Source organism: Gryllotalpicola protaetiae (genome assembly GCF_003627055.1).
Lineage (GTDB): Bacteria > Actinomycetota > Actinomycetes > Actinomycetales > Microbacteriaceae > Gryllotalpicola > Gryllotalpicola protaetiae.
In genome coordinates, this window is the sequence record NZ_CP032624.1 from 1,245,714 (window position 1) to 1,263,813 (window position 18,100).

Below are 18,100 nucleotides of genomic sequence, written 5' to 3' on the forward strand. Positions count from 1 at the left end.
ATTCGCTCAGCTGAGCTCGTTCTCCCACAGCTTGACGCGAACGTCACGCGCGTGCTCGAAGTGCTCTCTGGCGAGCCGCGAGGCCGCGTCGGAATCGCGATCGACGATCGCCTTGGTGATCTGGCGGTGCTCTTCCAACGACTCCTCCCACCGGCCCGGGTACGAGATCGTCGTCCCGGGGTAGCGGACGAGGTGCAGACGCAACTGTTCGAGGAGTCCGATGAAGGCCTCATTGTGGCTCGAGAGCCAGATCGCGCGATGGAAGGCGTCGTTCGCGGCGACCATCTTCTCGGGATGGCCGGTCGCTGCCTCGCACCCGCGCACGGCGTTCTCGATGCGCACGCGATCGAGCTGGGTGTGGCGCTTGGCCGCAGCCTCGACCACGGCCGCCTCGAGGACGAGCCGAGCCTCATAGATGTCCAGGATCTCTTCGGGGCTGCGCTCGCGCACGACAAGTCCTCGCGCCCCCCTGACCACGAGGCCGTCCTGCTCGAGGCGTGTCAGCGCTTCGCGGATAGGCGTGCGGCTGACCCCGTATTGCTTGGCGAGAACAAGCTCGACCAAGGGCGCTCCCGGCTCGTAGGTACCGTCAAGAACCGCGTCGCGGATGAGCGTGTATGTGCTCCCGGATGGACTCGTCATGGTCTGGCTCGGTTGTGCCTTGCTCGGCATAGGACCCCCATAGGTATGTGGCCGGATACCGAAGCATACCGAACGCGGTCACATACCTCTGTAGACCGGACTGCGACGCTCCTTGCGCGCGAGAACCCCCTCACGCGCGTCGTCGCTCAACTGGGCCGCGCGGATCGCGGCAAGCACTTCTGCGTGGTCCGAGTGCAGTCGATCGTCCGCGTTCAAAGTCGCCTTGATCGCCCGCAGAGACAGCGGGGCGTTGGCCGCGAGCCGCGCCGTCAGCGCGTCAGCCGTCGTCTGCAGCTGCGACGCATCGACGGCAGCCGCGATGAGATTCCGTGCTGCGAGGGTTGTCGCATCGATCAGGTCTCCAAGCAGCAACAGCTCCGCGGCCTTCGCGAACCTCGCGCGCTCCAGCACCGCACGCGCCACGGGCCACGCCGGAACGAGCCCCAGCTGAACCGCTGAGTTCCCGATGCGCGCGTCGGCGCTCGCGACCACGAAATCGCAGTGCAGCGCGATCATTCCGCCGCCGCCGATCGCATGACCCTGCAACACCGCGACAACCGGCAGCGGGTACGCGGCGATCGCCGCACAGAGCTGCTCGAGCGGGCTCGCGCCCTCAGGGTCGCCTCCCTCGGTGCGCTGGCCGAGGTCTACTCCGGCGCAGAAGACGGTGCCTCGGGCGTCGAGCACCGTCACTCGCTCGGCGGGATCGGGTGATCTCGTGAAGGCGTGGATGAGAGTGTCGAACATCTCGCGGGTCAGCGCGTTGCGCTTGTCCGGCCGGTTCAGCGTCAGTCGACGGATGCCGGCGGCATTCGTCTCGGAGACGATCACTTCTGGTTCCATGGTCACGATCCGATCGACGAAGTGGCGACGCGGTGCGGGAACGAGTCCTTGCGGAAGCTCGTGATGCTGTCGGGGTCGACGGGAACTGCGATCACCGTCGAGGTCGCTGCGTCAAGAGCGCCTCGAACGGCATCCTGCAGTTCCGCCACGGTCGTCGCCGTGACGCCGTGTGCGCCGTACGCCGCGGCGATCATGGCGAAGTCGGGGTTCGCGAGTTCCGAGCCCGTGTAGCGTCCCTCGAAGAAGTCGCGCTGATAGGCCTTCTCGGCGCCCCAGCTGCCGTTGTCAACCACCACGGTGATGGTGTGGATGCCGGCGTCAGCGGCCGTCGCAAGCTCGATGAGCGCCATGCTGAAGCCGCCGTCGCCGATGACGGTCAACACGGGCCGGGACGGCGCAGCGAGCTTGGCACCGAGCCCGGCCGCGTACGAGAAGCCCACGATTCCGAAGTCAAGCGGTGTGAGCAGCGCCGGCGGCAGGTAGACCTGCATGCCGTCAACCGCGTGCAGTGAGATGGTCCCGGTGTCGATCGTGACGATGGTGTCGCGTGGGAGCACCGCGTTCAGCGCCGCATAGACGACTGCCGGGGTGAGCGCGCCGCTGTGTTCCTCGGCCGATTGCACGCGCTGCGCCACCAGCTCAGCCCTGCGCGTGCGCGCGGACTGGATCCACTGCGCATCGCGCTGACCCTCGATGTCGGCCGAGCACAGCGCTTCAAGGAACGCGCGCGTGTCGGCTGGGACTGCCAGAGCGGTCGGGAAGTAGCGGGCGAGCGCCGTCGCCTCGACATCGGTCTGGATGATGCGCACGTCCGGCGCCAGGCTGCTGCGCTTGAAGAGCGTGGTGTTGTACGCGAGCCGTGTGCCCAGCGCGAGAACCACGTCGGCCTGCTCCAGCAGCTCGGTGGCGACCGGATTGCCCCGCGGGCCCACCTGTCCGACATACAGAGGGAAATCGTTCGGCAGCGCGTCGCCGTGGCCCGGCGATGCGGCGACCGGAGCGCCGAGCCGCTCCGCGAACGCGCGCAGCGCGTCGTTCCCTCGGCTCCACGTGACGCCCGCTCCGGCGAGGATCAACGGGCGACGGGCTTCCGAGAGCAGTCTCGCGGCCGACTCGACCGCAGCAGGGTCGGGCGCCGATGCGGCCTGCGCCGGCAGCTCGGGCAACTCGACGGACTCGACAGAGGCCGACAGCAGATCACTCGGGATATTGACGACGACCGGACCCATGCGTCCTGCGGTCGCGACGAGGAATGCCTCTCGGATGTACTCGCCGATGCGTGCGGCCGACGTGACGGTCACCGTGCGCTTCGTGACCGGGGCGAGGATCGACTTCTGGTCGACCTCCTGGAAGGTGTCGCGATCGACCTGCGCCGTCGAGGTGTCGCCGGCGATCACCACGACCGGTGAGAACGCGAGCCGCGCCTCGGCGAGCCCGCTGATCAGGTTCGTCACGCCCGGACCCGGCTGCCCCGCGAAGACGACACCGGGCCGCCCGGAGATGCGGGCATAGCCGTCGGCCATGTGCACGGCGTTCTGCTCGTGCCGTACGCCGACATAGCGGATGCCGCTCTCGTCGTGCAACGCGTCATAGACCTCGAGCATCGCCGTGCCGACGACTCCGAACACCTGCGTCACCCCGAGCGCCTTCAGCGCTCGCACGACCGCTTCGCCGCCGGTTATCGCCATTCCTTGCCTCCTTGTTCCTGATTCACACGTCTTCGCCGTTCCAGAGCCGGCGATACGGGATGCTCAACACGGTGCGCGAGATGCGCACGTCGAGCACATACGGCCGGGGGGCCGAGATGAAGTCGGCAAGCCCCGCTTCGACCTCGGCGATCGAGCGGGCCAGCTTCCCGTCGCCGCCGAGCGCACGAGCGACGAGCCCCAGATCCGGCGCGGGGATCAGCGTGAGCGACTCATCGAGTCCCGTTGCCTTCGACTTCTGGTACTCCGCGCCGATCGCCTCGTCGTTCATGACGATCACGAGGATCGGAACCCCATAACGCACGGCCGTGTCGAACTCGGCGAGATGCATCATGAAGCCGGCATCGCCTTCAAGCGTGAACACCGGCGCCTTGCCCCTAGCGAAGCTTGCGCCGATGCCGGTGGTGAGCGCCTGGCCGATGCAGCCGAAATGGTGCTGGGCGATCACAAACGGGCGCGGCCGGCGCAGGATCATCGTGGGGAACCTGGTCTGATGCCCGCTGCCGAGGACGAGGCCGAAGTCACCGGGCACCAGTCGATCAACGGACCGGCACACCTCACGCGGATCCACCGTGCCCTCGTCGAGCTCGACGGGCGAGCGGTCGTCGTCGGCGTCGGCGATGAGCGCCCTGGTCTCGTCCGTGCGGAATCCTTGCCGGCCCGAGCGCTCGGAAACGGCGGCCAGCAGCGCTTCGGCGGCAAGTGCGGCGTCGGCCCGGAGCACCGCGTCAGGAGCACGGCCGTCCCACAGGACTGGGTCGCTCTTCGTGTCGGCGAGGATGAACGCGGCGTCCGGAAACAAGTAGCCCTGCTCCGTCGTATAGGTGTTGAGACTCGCGCCGATGCCGATCACAAGATCGGCCTCCTGGCAGAGCTGGATGGCCGTGCGCGTCGCGTACAGCCCGACGATCCCGATGTTGAACGGGTCGTCCGCTGCGAATCCCTTCGCCAGCAGCGACGTGGCGAGCAGGGCCCCCGTCTTGTCGGCGAGCCGTGCGATCTCCGGCTCGGCGTCGGCCGCGCCGCGCCCCGCGACGATGATGATACGTTCGGACTCTTCGATCAGCGCCGCAGCGGCGGCGATGGCAGCGGCGTGTGGGGCGAGCGGCCACGGATCGCGGCGCTCGCGAGCGGGCACGTAGTCGTCCGAGTCGAGGTCGACCTCCAGGTTCTGAACGTCCAACGGCGCCGAGAGGATGACGGGGCGGGACTCGCTCGTGGCGAGCAGGAACGCGTCGGAGACAACTCGCAAGGCATCCTCGCCGCGCTCGAGGCGGACGAACCCGGCTTCCGTGGCCTCGGCGAAGCGCTTCTGGTCGAGGTACTGAGGCTCGTCGGTCGCGCCGCGCTCCACATCGCCGCAGAAGGCGACGAGCGGGGTTCGAGCCCGACTCGCGACGAGCATGGTCGTGGCCAGCTGCGAGGTTCCGGGTCCGCTCGTCGTCGTGCACACGCCGACCCGGCCGGATGCGCGCGCCTCGCCGTCCGCCATGGCGAGACCCGCGCCTTCGTGGCGTACGTTCACCACCTGAATGCCGCTCGCTGAGATCGCGTTCAACCACTTCATGTTGGCGTCGCCCATCAGGCCGTAGACAACGCCGACGCCTTCCCGCGCGAATCCAGCGGCCAGTGCCTCGTAGACCTTCACGACACTTCCCTCTCCTGACCGCACCTGGCGGCGACAGCCTTGGCGAAGTCGCGCGCCATGCCGGCGACGACGAACTGCGCGCCACGCTCGACGACCCCGACCAGAGGCCCTGAGAGCCGCACCTCGCCGTCGGCCGTTATCTCCGATGCCGCTTCGCCCGCTGGGACGACGGCGAAGACGCCCGACGCCGTCGTCTTGGTGGCTCCGCGGCGATCGCGCCCCTTTCCTTCAACCCGGCCGCTGCGCTCGCGCTCGTCGAAGTCCACGGTCCCGGATCCCGAAAAGCCGATCCGCATCGGGCCGAAGCGGACGGTGATCGCGACCTCGAACCCGTCCGGTCCGTCACCCAGCAGTTCGGCGCCGGGAATGCACGAAACCACCGTCGGCAGATCGGAGAGCACCTTCCACACCTCGTCGACCGAGGCGTCGACCGCGACGCGCTCGGCGATGCGGATCACGGCTTCGCTCCCGTGCTGGTCCCGAGGGACGCGACACCACGGTCGAGCACGACAGTGCCATCGGCCTTCGTCGCACGGAAACGTGCTCCGTAGGGCGTTCGCCATACCGAGACCGAGAGCCGCTCCCCCGGGATGACCGGTGCGCTGAACCTCGCTGAGGTGTCGCGCAGCAACGACGGGTCAGTGATATCGAGCGCGGAGACGACTGCACGAAGGGCGATCGCGAAAGTGCACAGGCCGTGGAGAATCGGCCGCTCGAAACCGGCTGCGGCGGCTACCTCAGGATTCCAGTGCAGCGGATTCTCATCGCCGAGCAGCGCGTAGAGGAGCGCTTGCTCGGGCCGGGTGTCGAGGGACACGACCGCGTCGGCATCGACCTCGACATGGGCCGCGGGAACGCTCGGCCCGCGTTCGCCTCCGAAACCGCCAGCACCGGGAGCAAAAGTCGCCGAGTTGTTGACGACGACGACTTTGTCGGTGACCGCGTCCCGCGAGACGGACTCGATCTCCACCAGGGCGCCGGAGCCTTTGTCCCACACTGCGGAGATGCGCGCCGTGGAGACGAGCCTGCCCTCACGGCGCAGGGGCTGAAGGATCCGGATCGACTGCCCGGCATGCACCGGCGTGCTCTCGCCCAGCTCGTGAAGGTCGAGCGAGCGCCTCGCGTCCGCGCCGGGAAGAACGGCGAAGCTTGGCAGCATCGCGTTCGAGGATGCATCGCCAGGAGCCGCGAAGACGAGTTCAGGGCCGGTCGGGTCGTCGGATGCTGCTCCCACGGCGAGGGAGTAGAGGCGCACCAACCTGTCGTCCCATACGAACTCGCGTTCCTCGCTGCTGCGTCCGACCAGCGTCGTGAGGTCTGAGCTCATGACAGCGCACTCGTCACCGATGTGGTGGAGGCGATCAGATCGGGGACCAGTTCGCCCAGCGCAGCGGGGTCCCACCTGCCGTCCGTGACGACTTCGGCGCCCTTGCGCCACCGCTCGGCGATCGCGACCGATGAGCCGCGCACAAGGAAGACCTGCCCGGTCACCGCCCGTGAGCGGGGGCTCGCCAGCCAGACGACGAGCGGGGAGATGTTCGCCGGGTCACGCGGATCGAACCCGTCGGCGCCGGGCGCGCCCTCAGGCAGGACACCGACGGTCATGCGCGTGTCGGCCCCGGGCGAAATGGCGTTCACGGTGACCCCATAGCGCTCGAGCTCGAGCGCCGCGATCACTGTGAAGCCCGCGATGCCGGCTTTCGCGGCGCCATAGTTCGCCTGGCCCGGATTCCCGAACAGCCCGGAATTTGAGGTCGTGTTGATGATCCGGGCATCTACCTCGTGGCCGGCCTTGCTCTGGCTTCGCCAGTGCGCCGCCGCCTGCTGAGCCATCGCGAAGGTGCCGCGAAGGTGAACGCGGATGACCGCATCCCACTCCTCCGGGGTCATGTTGACCAGCATCCGGTCACGCAGGATCCCGGCGTTGTTCACGACGACGTCGAGGCGCTCGAAAGCATCGAGTGCGCTCTGGATGACCCGGCCGGCCGCCTCGAAGTCCGAGATATCGTCCGTGTTGGCGACAGCTCGACCGCCCGCGGCCTCGATTTCGGCGACCACTTGGGCCGCCGGGCCGCCCGAACCGCCCGAGCCGTCGACCGCTGCACCGATGTCATTGACCACCACTCGCGCTCCCGCTCGAGCGAGCGCGAGAGCGTGCTCCCGCCCGATTCCACGCCCGGCACCGGTCACGACCGCGACACGCCCGTCACACAAGCCCATCGGCCGCCTCGCCGTCGTGTCGACCGCCGAGGTTCAGCGCCCCGATCATTTGTTGAGTCCGAGGAGGTTGAGGATGCGGGTTTCTTCGGTGGTGGGGATGTTCTCGTTGGTGGTGAGGTCGACGAAGTCTTTGGTGATGGGGGGTGCGCCGGGGATGGTGACGGCGGGTAGGACGGAGGGGGAGAGGGTGGCGCCGTTGAAGAGTTGTTGGCCTTGGTCGGTCAGGAGCCAGTTGATGAACAGGCGTCCGCCGGCGGGGTTGCCGGAGTGGGCGGAGACTCCGGCGTTCCACGCGAAGCCGACGTCGACGGGTTTGAGGTAGGTGATCGGCTGGGTGACCGGCGCGTTGGGGGCGGTGCTGATCAGGGGCGAGACGTGGCCCTGGTTGATGCCGAACGCGAGGGTCTTCTCCCCGGCGGCGACCTCCTGGACGCCGGTGACCAGGGAGGGGGCCCATTCCACGTCCTGCTGGGCGATCTTCTGCAGGTAGGAGTCGCCGAGCTTCTTGTCCAGCGCCTGCCACTGGGCCAGGACGACGGGGATGGTGCGCGGGTCGTCGGTGACCATCTTGCCCTTCCACTTCGCGTCGGTGAGCTGCTGCCAGGTCGTCGGGGCGCCGGAGGTCACCAGCTGGGTGTTCACCGCCAGGCCGCTGAGCCGGGAGGTGCCGACTCCCACCGAGCCGTCGTACTGGAACGTCTTGGGCAGCTGGGCGATGTTCGGCACCTGCGCGCTCGTCATCGGCAGCAGCCAGCCCTTGCTGAGCCCGTCGGCGAAGAACGGCTCGTTCGCGGCGATCACCACGTCCGCGACCGGTTTGCCGGCCTGCGCCTCGGCCGTGTAGCGGGCCACCAGCGGGCCGGAGACCAGGCGGGTGACCTGCACCGGGATGCCGTAGAGCTGCTGGAACTGGTTCGCGAGCGTCGCGGCCGTCGTCGGGTCCACCGAGGTGTACAGCTGCACCTTCCCGCCCTGCTTGGCCTGCGCGATCAGCGCCTGCTCCGCCGCGGAGTCCGGCGTGGCCGACACGCTCGGCGCCGCCGAGCTCGCCGCCGGCGTCGAGGCCGCCTGCGAGCACGCCGCCAACACCACCGCGGCCACAGGCAGCATCCCCGCGACCACCCAGCGCCGCCACCGGCGCCCCACACTCATACCCATCACAACCTCCTTGTTGCAACCCGGGTCCGCATACCTCACAAGCGATGGTATGCAACTGTATTCAATTGTCTTCTGCTGCACACCACATGTCAATCTTCGGATAGTCTGCGCCCGTGGAGCAGATCGACGATGGCGTCTGGAGTCTTGAGCAGCCCTTCTCAGGGACGATGCCGTTCACGGTCGCCTACCTGCTCGTGGGCCGCGACGGCGGCATCACCGTCATCGACCCCGGCGAGCGGAGCGACGGCAATCTGACGCGGCTCGAAAAGGCCTGCGAACGGCTCGGATACGCCCTGAGGGACATCCGTCTGGTCATCGGCACGCACCTTCATCGTGACCATGTGGCGCTCGTCGACGACCTCCGTGCCGCAGCGGGATGCGAGTTCGCGTTCGGCGCGGTCGAGTGGGGCGCCATGCAATCCCTCGTGTCAGGCGAGGCCGAGACCACGTGGCTTCGACGCTACGAAGACTGGGGAATCCCCGCTCGCGCTCGCGCAGAGCTCATCGAGCTGCCGGCCCCTGCAGTTCCGTTCTCACGGGAACCCGACCGGCTGCTCGCCGATGGGGAGACGATCGCGCTCACCGGCCGCCGACTGCGTGTGATCACGACACCGGGCCACACGCCTGGACATCTGTGCATGTGGGATCCCGACAGCCGCCTCGTGTTCACAGGCGACCACATCCTTCCCTTCACGTACTCGGGCCTTGGCCTCGGCGGGGTGTACTCACCGGGCGCCGTCAGCGACTATCTGAGCTCACTCGACGCCGTGGCACAGCTGCCGGCCCGATGTGGCCTGCCCGGCCACGAAGCGCCGTTCCCCAATGTCGCGGCTCGTGCCGGTGATCTCGCGCGACATCAATTGCAGCGCGGCGGCGAGGTCACGGCTGCCCTGGATGCCGGTCTCGAGTCGGTGTGGGCGATCGCCGCGACGCTGACGTGGAGCGCAGGGTGGGAGAACCTGCACGGCTTCCATCTCAGGTCGGCTCTCGCGCAGACTGCGATGCATCTCGAGTCGCTCCGACGGAACGACTGCGTCGACGCGGAGGCCCGATGAGCGGCTCCATGCAGGACCGGGTCTGGGACGTCGTGGTCATCGGGGGCGGGAACGCGGCCCTCGTCAGCGCGATGTCGGCTCGCGACGAAGGGGCGCAGGTGCTGGTCCTCGAGCGCTCGGATCGGCTCTTCCGCGGCGGCAACAGCCGGCACACGCGCAACATCCGTTGCGTCCACGGCGACGGGTCCGACTGGAACACCGGCGCGTACGCCCAGGAGGAGCTCTGGAAGGATCTCTGCAGCGTCGGCACCGGGCCGAGCAACCCTGAGCTCGCCATGCTCACGGTCGAAGCGTCGCGAAGCGTCCCCGACTGGATGGTCGCGCACGGCGCCCGCTTCCAGCGCCCACTGGCCGGCACACTGCACCTCGGCCGGACCAATACGTTCTTCCTCGGCGGCGGCAAGGCACTGCTCAACTCGTACTACCGCACGGCGGAGGCCCGCGGCATTCACGTCCTCTACGAGGCCAGGGTCACAGAGCTCGAGTTCCAGGGAACGCGCTGCGTCGCCCTGCGCGTCGACCGGGCCGACGGTGAGCAGGTCATCAAAGCGCGCAGCTTCGTGATGGCAAGCGGCGGATTCGAGGCGAACATCGATTGGCTGCGGCGGTACTGGGGGGATGCCGCACTCAACTACCTGATCCGCGGTCCTCGTACGAACGACGGCACGGTCCTGGCTGCGCTCCTCGCGTCGGGGGCGGCCACCGCGGGCGACGAGCGCGGATTCCACTCGGTGGCAGTGGACGCGCGCAGCCCCCGCTTCGACGGAGGGATCGCCACCAGAGTCGACTCGATCCCGTTCGGCGTGGTTCTGAACAATCGCGCCGAGCGCTTCTACGATGAGGGTGAGGACATCTGGCCGAAGCGCTATGCGATCTGGGGCAGGAACATCGCGATGCAGCCCGACCAAATCGCCTACGCGTTCTGGGACTCGCAGGTGCAGGGTCGATTCCTGCCGCCGATGTACGGATCGTTCTCGGCGCCGACGATCGCCGGCGTCGCCGACCAGCTCGGCATCGACGGCACCGCAGCCGAGGCCACGATCACCGCCTTCAACCGCTGCGTGTCCCCGGACGCGCGTGAGCGCGTCGACCCGGCCGGACTCGACGGCGTCTCGGCCGCAGCGACCCCCCCGAAATCGAACTGGGCGCTCCCCATCGACACCGCGCCCTTCTACGGGATCCCGCTTCGACCCGGCATCACCTTCACCTATCTCGGCGTGAAGGTCGACGCGAGCGCGCGAGTCCAGCGAGCTGACGGCGCCCCGTTCGACAACGTCTTCGCCGCGGGAGAGATCATGTCGGGCAACATCCTGTCCACCGGCTACATGGCCGGCTTCGGAATGACCATCGGAACAGTCTGGGGCCGGATCGCCGGCAGGAAGGCGGCGAGAAATGGCCGCGATTAATCTGGGGATGCCACAGCTCGGGCCATCATCATTCGACGAGGCGGCGCGGCAGTTGAACATCTGCAACTCGTGCAGATACTGCGCCGGCTATTGCCCCGTCTGGCCGGCACTCGAGCGCCGCGTCGATCTCACTCCGGCGGACGTCACACATCTGGCGAATCTCTGCCACGACTGCCGTGACTGCTACCTCGCATGCATGTACACGCCGCCGCACGAGTTCGGGGTCAACCCCCCCAAGATCTTCGCCGAAGAGCGCACCAGCACCTATCACCGTTTCATCTGGCCGGCCGCGCGCGTGCGTGACGCGTCCGGCACGGTCGTCGCGATCGTCGCGACGGCCGTTGTGGCCGCGCTTCTCGCCGTCTTGAGCTGGCTGAGCACCAACGGGACGGCGTTCGAGGCGACAGACGGCTCGGCATACGCCGTCATCCGTCACGACCTGCTTCTCGTCCTCGTGTCAGCACCGGCCGTCTATGCCCTCATCGTGCTGGCCGTCGCGGCGGCGCGATACTGGCGCTTCACACACGGACCGCTCGGCGCGCTGATGCACGGGCGGAGCTGGATCCGAGCGCTTCGGGAAGCACTCACCCTGAGGCACCAGACAGGGGCCGACGAGGGCTGCACCTATCCGGGTGACCGCCCGACGATGAGCCGGCGCGTGCTCCACCAGTTCGTTATGGTCGGGTTCTTCCTGACCTTCCTCTCGACGACCGCCGCGGCGTTCGAACAGTACTTTCTCGCCCTGCTCCCGCCGTATCCCTATGCGTCGGTCCCGGTGATCAGCGGTCTTGTCGGAGGAGTGGCGCAGATCGTCGGATGCATCGGGCTGCTGCGTCTCAAGCGCCTCAGCGATCCCGATCAGGGGACGTCGGTGATGAGGCGGGCGGACGTCTCGTTCCTCTGGTCGCTGATCGTCCTCAACGGCACGGGGCTCCTCGTGCTGTTCACGCGCACGACGCCCCTGTTCGGTGAGATCCTCGTCGTCCATCTGGCTGCGGTGATCGTCGCCTTCTCCGTCGCGCCGTACACGAAGTTCGTGCACTTCATCTTCCGAACGCTCGCGATCTACAAGAACGTGCTCGAGGGTCAGGCGCAGCAGACGGAACCCGCCCAGCGCGCGAGGTAGCAGGCGCCCTTCCGGGCGCGCGAGCGACCGCAAACCGTCATCGGTTGCCAGTGGCGCCAGTGCCCGCAAGCGAGTACAGAGGAAATCAATGCGCTCTCGTCCGCCACAAGGCGGCACGCAGATCGAGAGGAGCACGTGCATGCCCACGATCACCACCGGCGACGGGACCGAGATCTTCTACAAGGACTGGGGCTCGGGTCAGCCCATCGTCTTCAGCCATGGCTGGCCCCTGTCGGCCGACGACTGGGACGCCCAGCTCATGTTCTTCGTCGAGCACGGCTACCGCGTCGTCGCCCACGACCGCCGCGGGCACGGCCGCTCGGCGCAGGTCCCTGACGGGCACGACATGGACCACTACGCCGACGACCTCGCAGCCGTCGTCGAGCACCTCGACCTGCACGACGCGATCCACGTCGGCCACTCCACCGGCGGCGGCGAAGTCGCGCACTACCTCGCCCGCCACGGCGAGAGCCGCGCTGCCAAGGCCGTGCTGATCAGCGCCGTGCCGCCCCTCATGGTCCAGACCGACGCGAACCCCGGCGGCCTGCCCAAGGCGGTCTTCGACGATTTCCAGAAGCAGACGGCCGAGCGCCGCTCCGCGTTCTACTACGAGGTCGCGGCCGGACCGTTCTACGGCTTCAACCGCGAGGGCGTCGAGACGATCGAGCCCGTCGTCCTCAACTGGTGGCGCCAGGGCATGACCGGCAGCGCGAAGGCCCACTACGACGGCATCGTCGCGTTCTCGCAGACCGACTTCACCGAGGACCTCACGAAGATCACCATCCCGGTCCTCGTCATGCACGGCGACGACGACCAGATCGTCCCGTACGCCGATTCCGCGCCACTGACCGCGAAGCTGCTTCAGAACGGCACGCTGAAGACCTACGAGGGCTTCCCGCACGGCATGCCCACGACGCAGGCCGCCGTGATCAATGCCGACCTGCTCGCGTTCTTCACCAGCTGAGCGGATTCCCGCCGGGTCGGTACTGCGGAGATCTTGAGGTTTTCCCGCGCTTTCGGCGGTTGGACGCTCGGCAGTATGGGTAGTGGTCGCGCCTGCAACGCGATCAGCCCTCAACCCTGAAGAGGGGCGTGTCCAACCCGAGTGGAATCACGGCCCCGGCACGGGATGTTGGTCGGAACGTCCTGGGTCGGCACCGGGTCCGTCCGCAATCGAGATCTTCGAGGCGGTCGGGCCCGGTTCTTTGGTTTCCGGCCACGCGCCCGTTCTCGCATCCGTCGTCGCTGTGGCGATCAGTCGGCCGTCCTGGGTGAACTCGGTGTCGACGCCGTGCGTGCTGATCGCGGCCTCCACGACCGTCTCGGCGCGCAGCTCGCCGAACGCCGGGAACGCGACGGTCAGGAAGCGCGGCGGCGCCCCGTGCTCGCGCTCGTGCACCACGGCGGCCGAGTGCAGCAGCAGCATGCCCGGCAGGTGGTCGACAGGGTGATCGAAGAAGAACGGGTCGGATTCATCGACGCCGAGTCGCGCCGTCACATGATCGGCCTCGCGCGCGATCGGCTCGATGAGCTCGCCGCCGAACGCCCGCACCTCGTCGTCGAGGGCCGCGGCGTTGCGGCGGATGGCCCGGTAGTCGCGGTCGACCAGCACCCGAGCATCCACCCGGCCCGATGCGATGCCGGGCAGCTCGTATTCCACTTCGAGCACGTGCGGGATGCCCTTGCGGTGCTTCACGCCGGCGAAGCGCACGTCGAGCGTCCCCTCGAGGGCGCCGAACCGGGGGAAGCGCAGCGACTCGGGCACAACGCGCACCGTCATGCTCGAGACGACGAAGTGCACGGACTGCCCCATGCCCAGCCCGGCAACACAGATCGCCATGCCCGCCTGGCGGAACGCCTCGGCGAGCAGGGTCACGGGGACCCGGTCGGGTGTCGGGTGGCAGAGCCAGTGGCTGCGCGGGATCTCGACGTCGGCACGCCAACTCGTCTCGGAGACCGCCTCGATCGCCCACACGAGCGACTCGGACCGCGTCGAGCGGTGCGCGGCGCTGCGATCGATCAGAACCACGTCACCCGCCACTATCAAACAGTAATCAGGGGCCGGCGCCCGGTCACCCTGCAGCTCACGATGGGGTCCACCCCAATCAGGGTTGCATCGGCAAAGTCGGAAGCGGCGTGGAGTCAGGCCGCAGTGGCAGCCGAACCGTGAACGTGGAGCCGCGCCCGGGCTCGCTCGTCACCGAGATCGTGCCGCCGTGCGCGTCGACGATCGCCTTGACGATCGTGAGTCCGATGCCGACGCCTTGGATCGCCGCCTCACGCGCCTCACGCGTGCGGAAGAACCGGTCGAAGAGGCGCACCTGGTCCGTCTTGCTCACTCCGCGGCCGTTGTCGGCGACGGCGATGATGACGGATGCCGCGTCGCGGTCGAGCCTCACGGTGATGTCGCCGCCCTCAGGGGTGTACTTGACCGCGTTCGAGATCAGATTGTCGACGACTTGCTTGAGCCGGCCGCCGTCGACGTGCGCGAGCACAGCGCCGGCCGGCGCCTCCAGGCGCAGCTGCTGGTGCGATTCGACGAGCACCGGGCGGAACGCGGAGACGGACTGGGTGAGCAGGGCGGAGACATCCGTCGGCTCGATGCGCAGCGCGAGCTCGTGCGAGCTCGTGCTGAGCAGGTCGCGGATCAGCGTGAGCATCTGCTCCGCGCTGCGCTGGATCGTGCGGAACTCCTTGCCGAAACCGAGCGCGTCGACGTCGTAGCCGTCCTCGATGAGGTCGAGGTAGCCGACGATCGAGGTGAGCGGGGTGCGCAGCTCGTGCGAGACGGTCGCGAGGTACTCCTCGCGGATCTCGATGGCGTTCGCGAGGTCGGTGACGTCGTAGGTGACCACGGCAGAGCCGAGGCTCTCGCCGCCCGGCCGGGTGATGCCGTGCGCCTCGGTGACGATCGCGCGCTGCTCGCCCTCGGGGTCGCCGATCCAGTAGATGAGGCCGCGCTGATCGCCCTCGAGCGTCTCGGAGATGATGTTCTTGTCCTGTTTCACCCGCGTGCGCCGGTCGGAGGCGTACACGTGCCTGCTGCGGCCCGTCTGCGGATCGAAGCCCGTGAGCGCGAGAAGATCGTCGACCCTGCGGTTGTGCAGCTTCGGGCGGTTGTCGGTGTCGTAGAAGAGCACGCCGACGTTGACCGCGTCGGCGATCGATCGGATCACGACGCCGAGCTCGTCCATCTCATCGAGCAGCCTCTGCAGCTCTGCGGAGGTCTCGTGCAGCCGCCGTTGTGTGTCGCGCTCGCGATCGCGCAGCCAGAGCTCCGACGTCGCGCGGCCGATCTGGATGCCCAGATAGCCGAGCAGTGCCCGCTCGTACGCCGTGCGCCGTGCGTGCCCGATGGGGTCGGCGATGAGCAGTTCGCCGGCGATGTCGTTGTCGCAGTCGACGGGCAGGGCGGTCACCGTCTCGTCCTCGCCGGCGAACCGCGCACCATGCCGCGTGCTCACATGAACGCCGGGCCCCAGCTCGACGTCGCCGTCGCGCCACGCGGGAATCGTGAGAGCGACGCCTGCGGCGCCGAAGACCTCCCCGACACCGGCGACGACCGTGTCGGCGAGCGCGGCGACGCTGTCCGAGCCGTGGACGCGCCACGTCAGTGCCATGGTCTCCGAGCGCAGCCTCTCCGCCGAGTGATGCCTCGCCTGCCTGCGCGCGCTGCGCTGCCGCAGCAGCTCGACCCGCAGGGGAAGCTCGTGCGCGGCATCCGCCCGCAGTACATAGTCGCGGTCCACAGAGGCGACGAGTTCTTCCAGGGGCAGCTCGGCGACGGATTCCGCCACGAAGATGACGGCGACGTGCTCGGGCGCCGTGCCGCCGATCTCGACGGCGACGCCGTCGCGGTCGAACGCAGTGGCGTCGAGCGCCGCCTCGGCGGCCCGCGCGCACGCGACGTTCGCCGCGAGGATCACGAGGGGGAACGATGGCCTCGACATCCCGCGCCTTCCTCCTTCGGACGACCTGAGCAATTCTTGAGGCTTCCTAGCGTCGATTCCGCTGGGCTGAACGGCAGACTGTATCGCAGTTGCCCTCGCGGCGACACCACGCCCTCAACCCTGTGGGGCGCCCTCAAACCCGATTGAAGGCGCCCCTCCCCCTTTTTTTCCGAGCAGCCCTCAACCCGAATGCGGACTCTCGGCGCACAGGACGCCTCGCGGGCCAAGCCGCAGGTCCGTGCTGTGCGATTCTCCAAGGGTAACGGGCGCAGATGCCCCGTTCCACCTGAGACAGCGGCAGATTGGGAAGCGGGTACCCCGAAAACTGGGGGTGCGATGCCTTCCGGGCCGGGTGCGTCAGTCGCGCGGCGCCGCCAATCGGTACCCGACACCGCGCACCGTCTCGATCAGATTCGGGTTCGAAGCGCTGTCCGCGAGCTTCTTCCGCAGGTTGCCGATGTGCACTTCGACGCCCCTGCGGTCAGCCTCGCCGACATAGGGATTCGCGACGTAGTCCTCACCGCGAAGCAGCCGCGCGAGATCGTCCTTGCTGCGCACCGTGCGGCCCGTCTGAAGCAGGGCCTGCAACAGCTGGAACTCGCTGAAGGTGAGATCGAGCTCGCGGCCGTCGCGCCGGACGATGTGCGTGTCAGGGTTCAGGACGACGCCGTTGTGCGCGAGCAAGGGCCGCCCGGGCGCCGGCTGCGCGAGCTCGAGCGCGCCGCTTGCCGTCGCAGGGGCACCGCCTCCGGCATCCGCCTCACCCGCCTGCGCGCTGTCGAGAACGCGCGGACGCCGCAGCATCGCCTCGGCGCGTGCACGCAGCTCGCGCGGACGGAAGGGCTTCAGCACGTAGTCGTCGGCGCCCGCTCCGAGGCCCTGCAGGGCATCGATCTCCTCATCGCGCGCGGTGAGCATGATGATGTAGGCCGAGCTGATCGCACGGATCCGCTTCGCGGTCTCGAATCCGTCGATGCCCGGCATGTTCACGTCGACCGTGACCAGCACCGGCCGTCTCTCGGCGACGCGCGCGACTCCCTCGACGCCGCTGGCCGCGGAGATGACCTCGAGCCCGATCTGCTCGAGCACCGTCGCGATCAACGAACGGATGCCGTCATCGTCCTCGATGACGACAGCGCATTCCCCCGGGCCCGCTCCCATGAGATCGAAGCGTAGCAATGGCGCAACCGGGCGGTGGGCACCATGTCGCCTAGGCTGTGGTCACGATGACTCAGCAGCGCGCCACTGCACGACGTGACGAGATAATCAGAGCCGCCGCGGCGGAATTCGACGAGGTCGGCTACGCCGCCGCGTCGCTCTCCAGCATCGCCGCGCGCCTGGGGCGCACCAAGGGGGCGATGAGCTACCACTTCTCATCGAAGGCGTCGCTCGCCCAGGAGGTCGCCGAGTACCACTTCCGGCAGTGGGACGGCGTTCTCGCGGGCATCCGCGCCGATGGCTATGTCGGCCTCGAGACGATGATCGTCGTCTCGTTCGTGGTCGCGATCCGCTACCGCGACGATCTGCTGGTGCGCGCCAGCATCCGCCTGCAGCACGACGCGGGGCTGCGGGAGGTCAAGCTGCCGCCGCCGTACGTGTGGTGGACCGCGATGACGCGCTCACTGCTGGCCGAGGGCCAGGAGGCAGGGCAGATCGACGCCGATGTCGACCTCGACGCGGCTGCGGAGGTGCTGGTCGAGGCGTTCACGGGCGTGCAGCTCGTCGCCCACAGCATGAGCCACGCCCAGGACATCTTCGAGCGCGTCGAGCGCTACTGGCTGCTGCTGCTGCCCGGCATCGGCGTCGCTGACGGCCCGGCGCTCGTCAGCCGCCTGGGGGCCGCGTCCGCCGAGTACTGAGTGCCGCCCGGCCCCACGGTTTGGGGGAGCGCCCCGCTTTTGCATCACGCCAGACGCGCGTCTAGGGTGAGACGCACAAGGGTGGGGGCGACGAAAGGGGCCGATGAGACGGCATGCACTCCGGAGCGCCGTGGTCATCGAGGACGACGACGGCATTCGGGCGCTGATCAGTGCGGTCCTGGAGCGCGCCGGTCTGAGCGTGATCGAGGCGGCGAACGGGCACGACGGCATCGAGGCGGTGCACGGCTCAGACCCCGAGATCGTCACGGTCGATATTCGGATGCCGGGCATCGACGGGTTCGAGACCACACGCCGCATCCGCGAGATCAGCGATGCGGTCGTCATCGTGCTGAGCGCGCGGGCGGCTGACGCCGACGAGGTCGAGAGCCTGCGGGCCGGCGCCGACGTGTACGTCCAGAAACCGTTCCGGCCGCGCGAGCTCGGTGCCCTCATCGACGAGCGCCTGCGCGAGCGCGCCTGAGGCGGG

At 68.4% G+C, this 18,100-nt stretch carries 17 protein-coding genes; 6 read left to right on the forward strand and 11 right to left on the reverse strand.

What is annotated here, in order from left to right:
• Window positions 1–6: 6 nt before the first annotated feature.
• The 8 genes from D7I44_RS06145 to D7I44_RS06180 all read right to left on the reverse strand — a co-directional run bounded on the left by D7I44_RS06145 (window position 7) and on the right by D7I44_RS06180 (window position 8,217).
• Window positions 7–642, reverse strand: a complete 636-nt coding sequence (locus D7I44_RS06145) for a GntR family transcriptional regulator (protein ID WP_162940086.1) — start codon at window positions 640–642, stop codon at window positions 7–9.
• Window positions 643–720: 78 nt separating this feature from the next.
• Window positions 721–1,485 (reverse strand): enoyl-CoA hydratase/isomerase family protein, encoded by a 765-nt coding sequence (locus D7I44_RS06150; protein ID WP_120788682.1) that lies wholly within the window; start codon window positions 1,483–1,485, stop codon window positions 721–723.
• Window positions 1,486–1,487: 2 nt separating this feature from the next.
• Window positions 1,488–3,173 (reverse strand): thiamine pyrophosphate-binding protein, encoded by a 1,686-nt coding sequence (locus D7I44_RS06155; RefSeq protein WP_120788683.1) that lies wholly within the window; start codon window positions 3,171–3,173, stop codon window positions 1,488–1,490.
• Window positions 3,174–3,195: 22 nt separating this feature from the next.
• Window positions 3,196–4,839: a thiamine pyrophosphate-binding protein gene (locus D7I44_RS06160; RefSeq protein WP_120788684.1), complete on the reverse strand. Its 1,644-nt coding sequence runs from the start codon at window positions 4,837–4,839 to the stop codon at window positions 3,196–3,198.
• Window positions 4,836–5,297, reverse strand: coding sequence for an SRPBCC domain-containing protein (locus tag D7I44_RS06165; protein WP_162940087.1), 462 nt, complete (start codon window positions 5,295–5,297; stop codon window positions 4,836–4,838). Before D7I44_RS06165 ends, D7I44_RS06160 begins: the two co-directional genes overlap by 4 nt.
• Complete coding sequence (locus D7I44_RS06170; protein WP_120788686.1) at window positions 5,294–6,166, reverse strand: MaoC/PaaZ C-terminal domain-containing protein; 873 nt, start codon at window positions 6,164–6,166, stop codon at window positions 5,294–5,296. The genes D7I44_RS06165 and D7I44_RS06170 overlap by 4 nt, the downstream gene beginning before the upstream one ends.
• Window positions 6,163–7,059 (reverse strand): SDR family oxidoreductase, encoded by an 897-nt coding sequence (locus tag D7I44_RS06175; protein WP_120788687.1) that lies wholly within the window; start codon window positions 7,057–7,059, stop codon window positions 6,163–6,165. The genes D7I44_RS06170 and D7I44_RS06175 overlap by 4 nt, the downstream gene beginning before the upstream one ends.
• Before the next feature lie 45 nt (window positions 7,060–7,104).
• Complete coding sequence (locus D7I44_RS06180; RefSeq protein ID WP_162940088.1) at window positions 7,105–8,217, reverse strand: ABC transporter substrate-binding protein; 1,113 nt, start codon at window positions 8,215–8,217, stop codon at window positions 7,105–7,107.
• A 113-nt stretch (window positions 8,218–8,330) separates the two neighbouring features.
• On the opposite strand from D7I44_RS06180, the gene D7I44_RS06185 reads away from it, so the two are divergent.
• The 4 genes from D7I44_RS06185 (at window position 8,331) to D7I44_RS06200 (ending at window position 12,768) form a co-directional block, all read left to right on the forward strand.
• Window positions 8,331–9,272: an MBL fold metallo-hydrolase gene (locus D7I44_RS06185; RefSeq protein ID WP_120788689.1), complete on the forward strand. Its 942-nt coding sequence runs from the start codon at window positions 8,331–8,333 to the stop codon at window positions 9,270–9,272.
• Window positions 9,269–10,678, forward strand: a complete 1,410-nt coding sequence (gene tcuA / locus D7I44_RS06190) for an FAD-dependent tricarballylate dehydrogenase TcuA (protein WP_181445602.1) — start codon at window positions 9,269–9,271, stop codon at window positions 10,676–10,678. The genes D7I44_RS06185 and tcuA overlap by 4 nt, the downstream gene beginning before the upstream one ends.
• A 7-nt stretch (window positions 10,679–10,685) precedes the next feature.
• Window positions 10,686–11,804: a tricarballylate utilization 4Fe-4S protein TcuB gene (tcuB, locus tag D7I44_RS06195; protein WP_245980215.1), complete on the forward strand. Its 1,119-nt coding sequence runs from the start codon at window positions 10,686–10,688 to the stop codon at window positions 11,802–11,804.
• A gap of 139 nt (window positions 11,805–11,943) precedes the next feature.
• Window positions 11,944–12,768, forward strand: coding sequence for an alpha/beta fold hydrolase (locus D7I44_RS06200; RefSeq protein WP_120788691.1), 825 nt, complete (start codon window positions 11,944–11,946; stop codon window positions 12,766–12,768).
• Window positions 12,769–12,915: 147 nt separating this feature from the next.
• Here D7I44_RS06200 and D7I44_RS06205 read toward each other — a convergent pair whose 3' ends face one another.
• The 3 genes from D7I44_RS06205 to D7I44_RS06215 form a co-directional block, all read right to left on the reverse strand.
• Window positions 12,916–13,833, reverse strand: a complete 918-nt coding sequence (locus tag D7I44_RS06205) for an AfsA-related hotdog domain-containing protein (protein WP_162940089.1) — start codon at window positions 13,831–13,833, stop codon at window positions 12,916–12,918.
• 76 nt (window positions 13,834–13,909) lie between these two features.
• Window positions 13,910–15,754 carry a sensor histidine kinase gene (locus D7I44_RS06210; RefSeq protein WP_120788693.1) on the reverse strand — a complete coding sequence of 615 codons (1,845 nt, stop codon included), beginning with the start codon at window positions 15,752–15,754 and terminating at the stop codon, window positions 13,910–13,912.
• Window positions 15,755–16,111: 357 nt separating this feature from the next.
• Window positions 16,112–16,915 (reverse strand): response regulator transcription factor, encoded by an 804-nt coding sequence (locus D7I44_RS06215; protein ID WP_120788694.1) that lies wholly within the window; start codon window positions 16,913–16,915, stop codon window positions 16,112–16,114.
• A 65-nt stretch (window positions 16,916–16,980) separates the two neighbouring features.
• Here D7I44_RS06215 and D7I44_RS06220 point away from each other — a divergent pair, with 65 nt between their 5' ends.
• The gene (locus D7I44_RS06220) at window positions 16,981–17,613 is read left to right on the forward strand and encodes a ScbR family autoregulator-binding transcription factor (protein ID WP_162940090.1); all 633 of its coding nucleotides are present in this window, start codon (window positions 16,981–16,983) and stop codon (window positions 17,611–17,613) included.
• Between the two features lie 130 nt (window positions 17,614–17,743).
• Window positions 17,744–18,094: a response regulator transcription factor gene (locus D7I44_RS06225; protein ID WP_162940091.1), complete on the forward strand. Its 351-nt coding sequence runs from the start codon at window positions 17,744–17,746 to the stop codon at window positions 18,092–18,094.
• The last annotated feature ends 6 nt before the right edge of the window (window positions 18,095–18,100 follow it).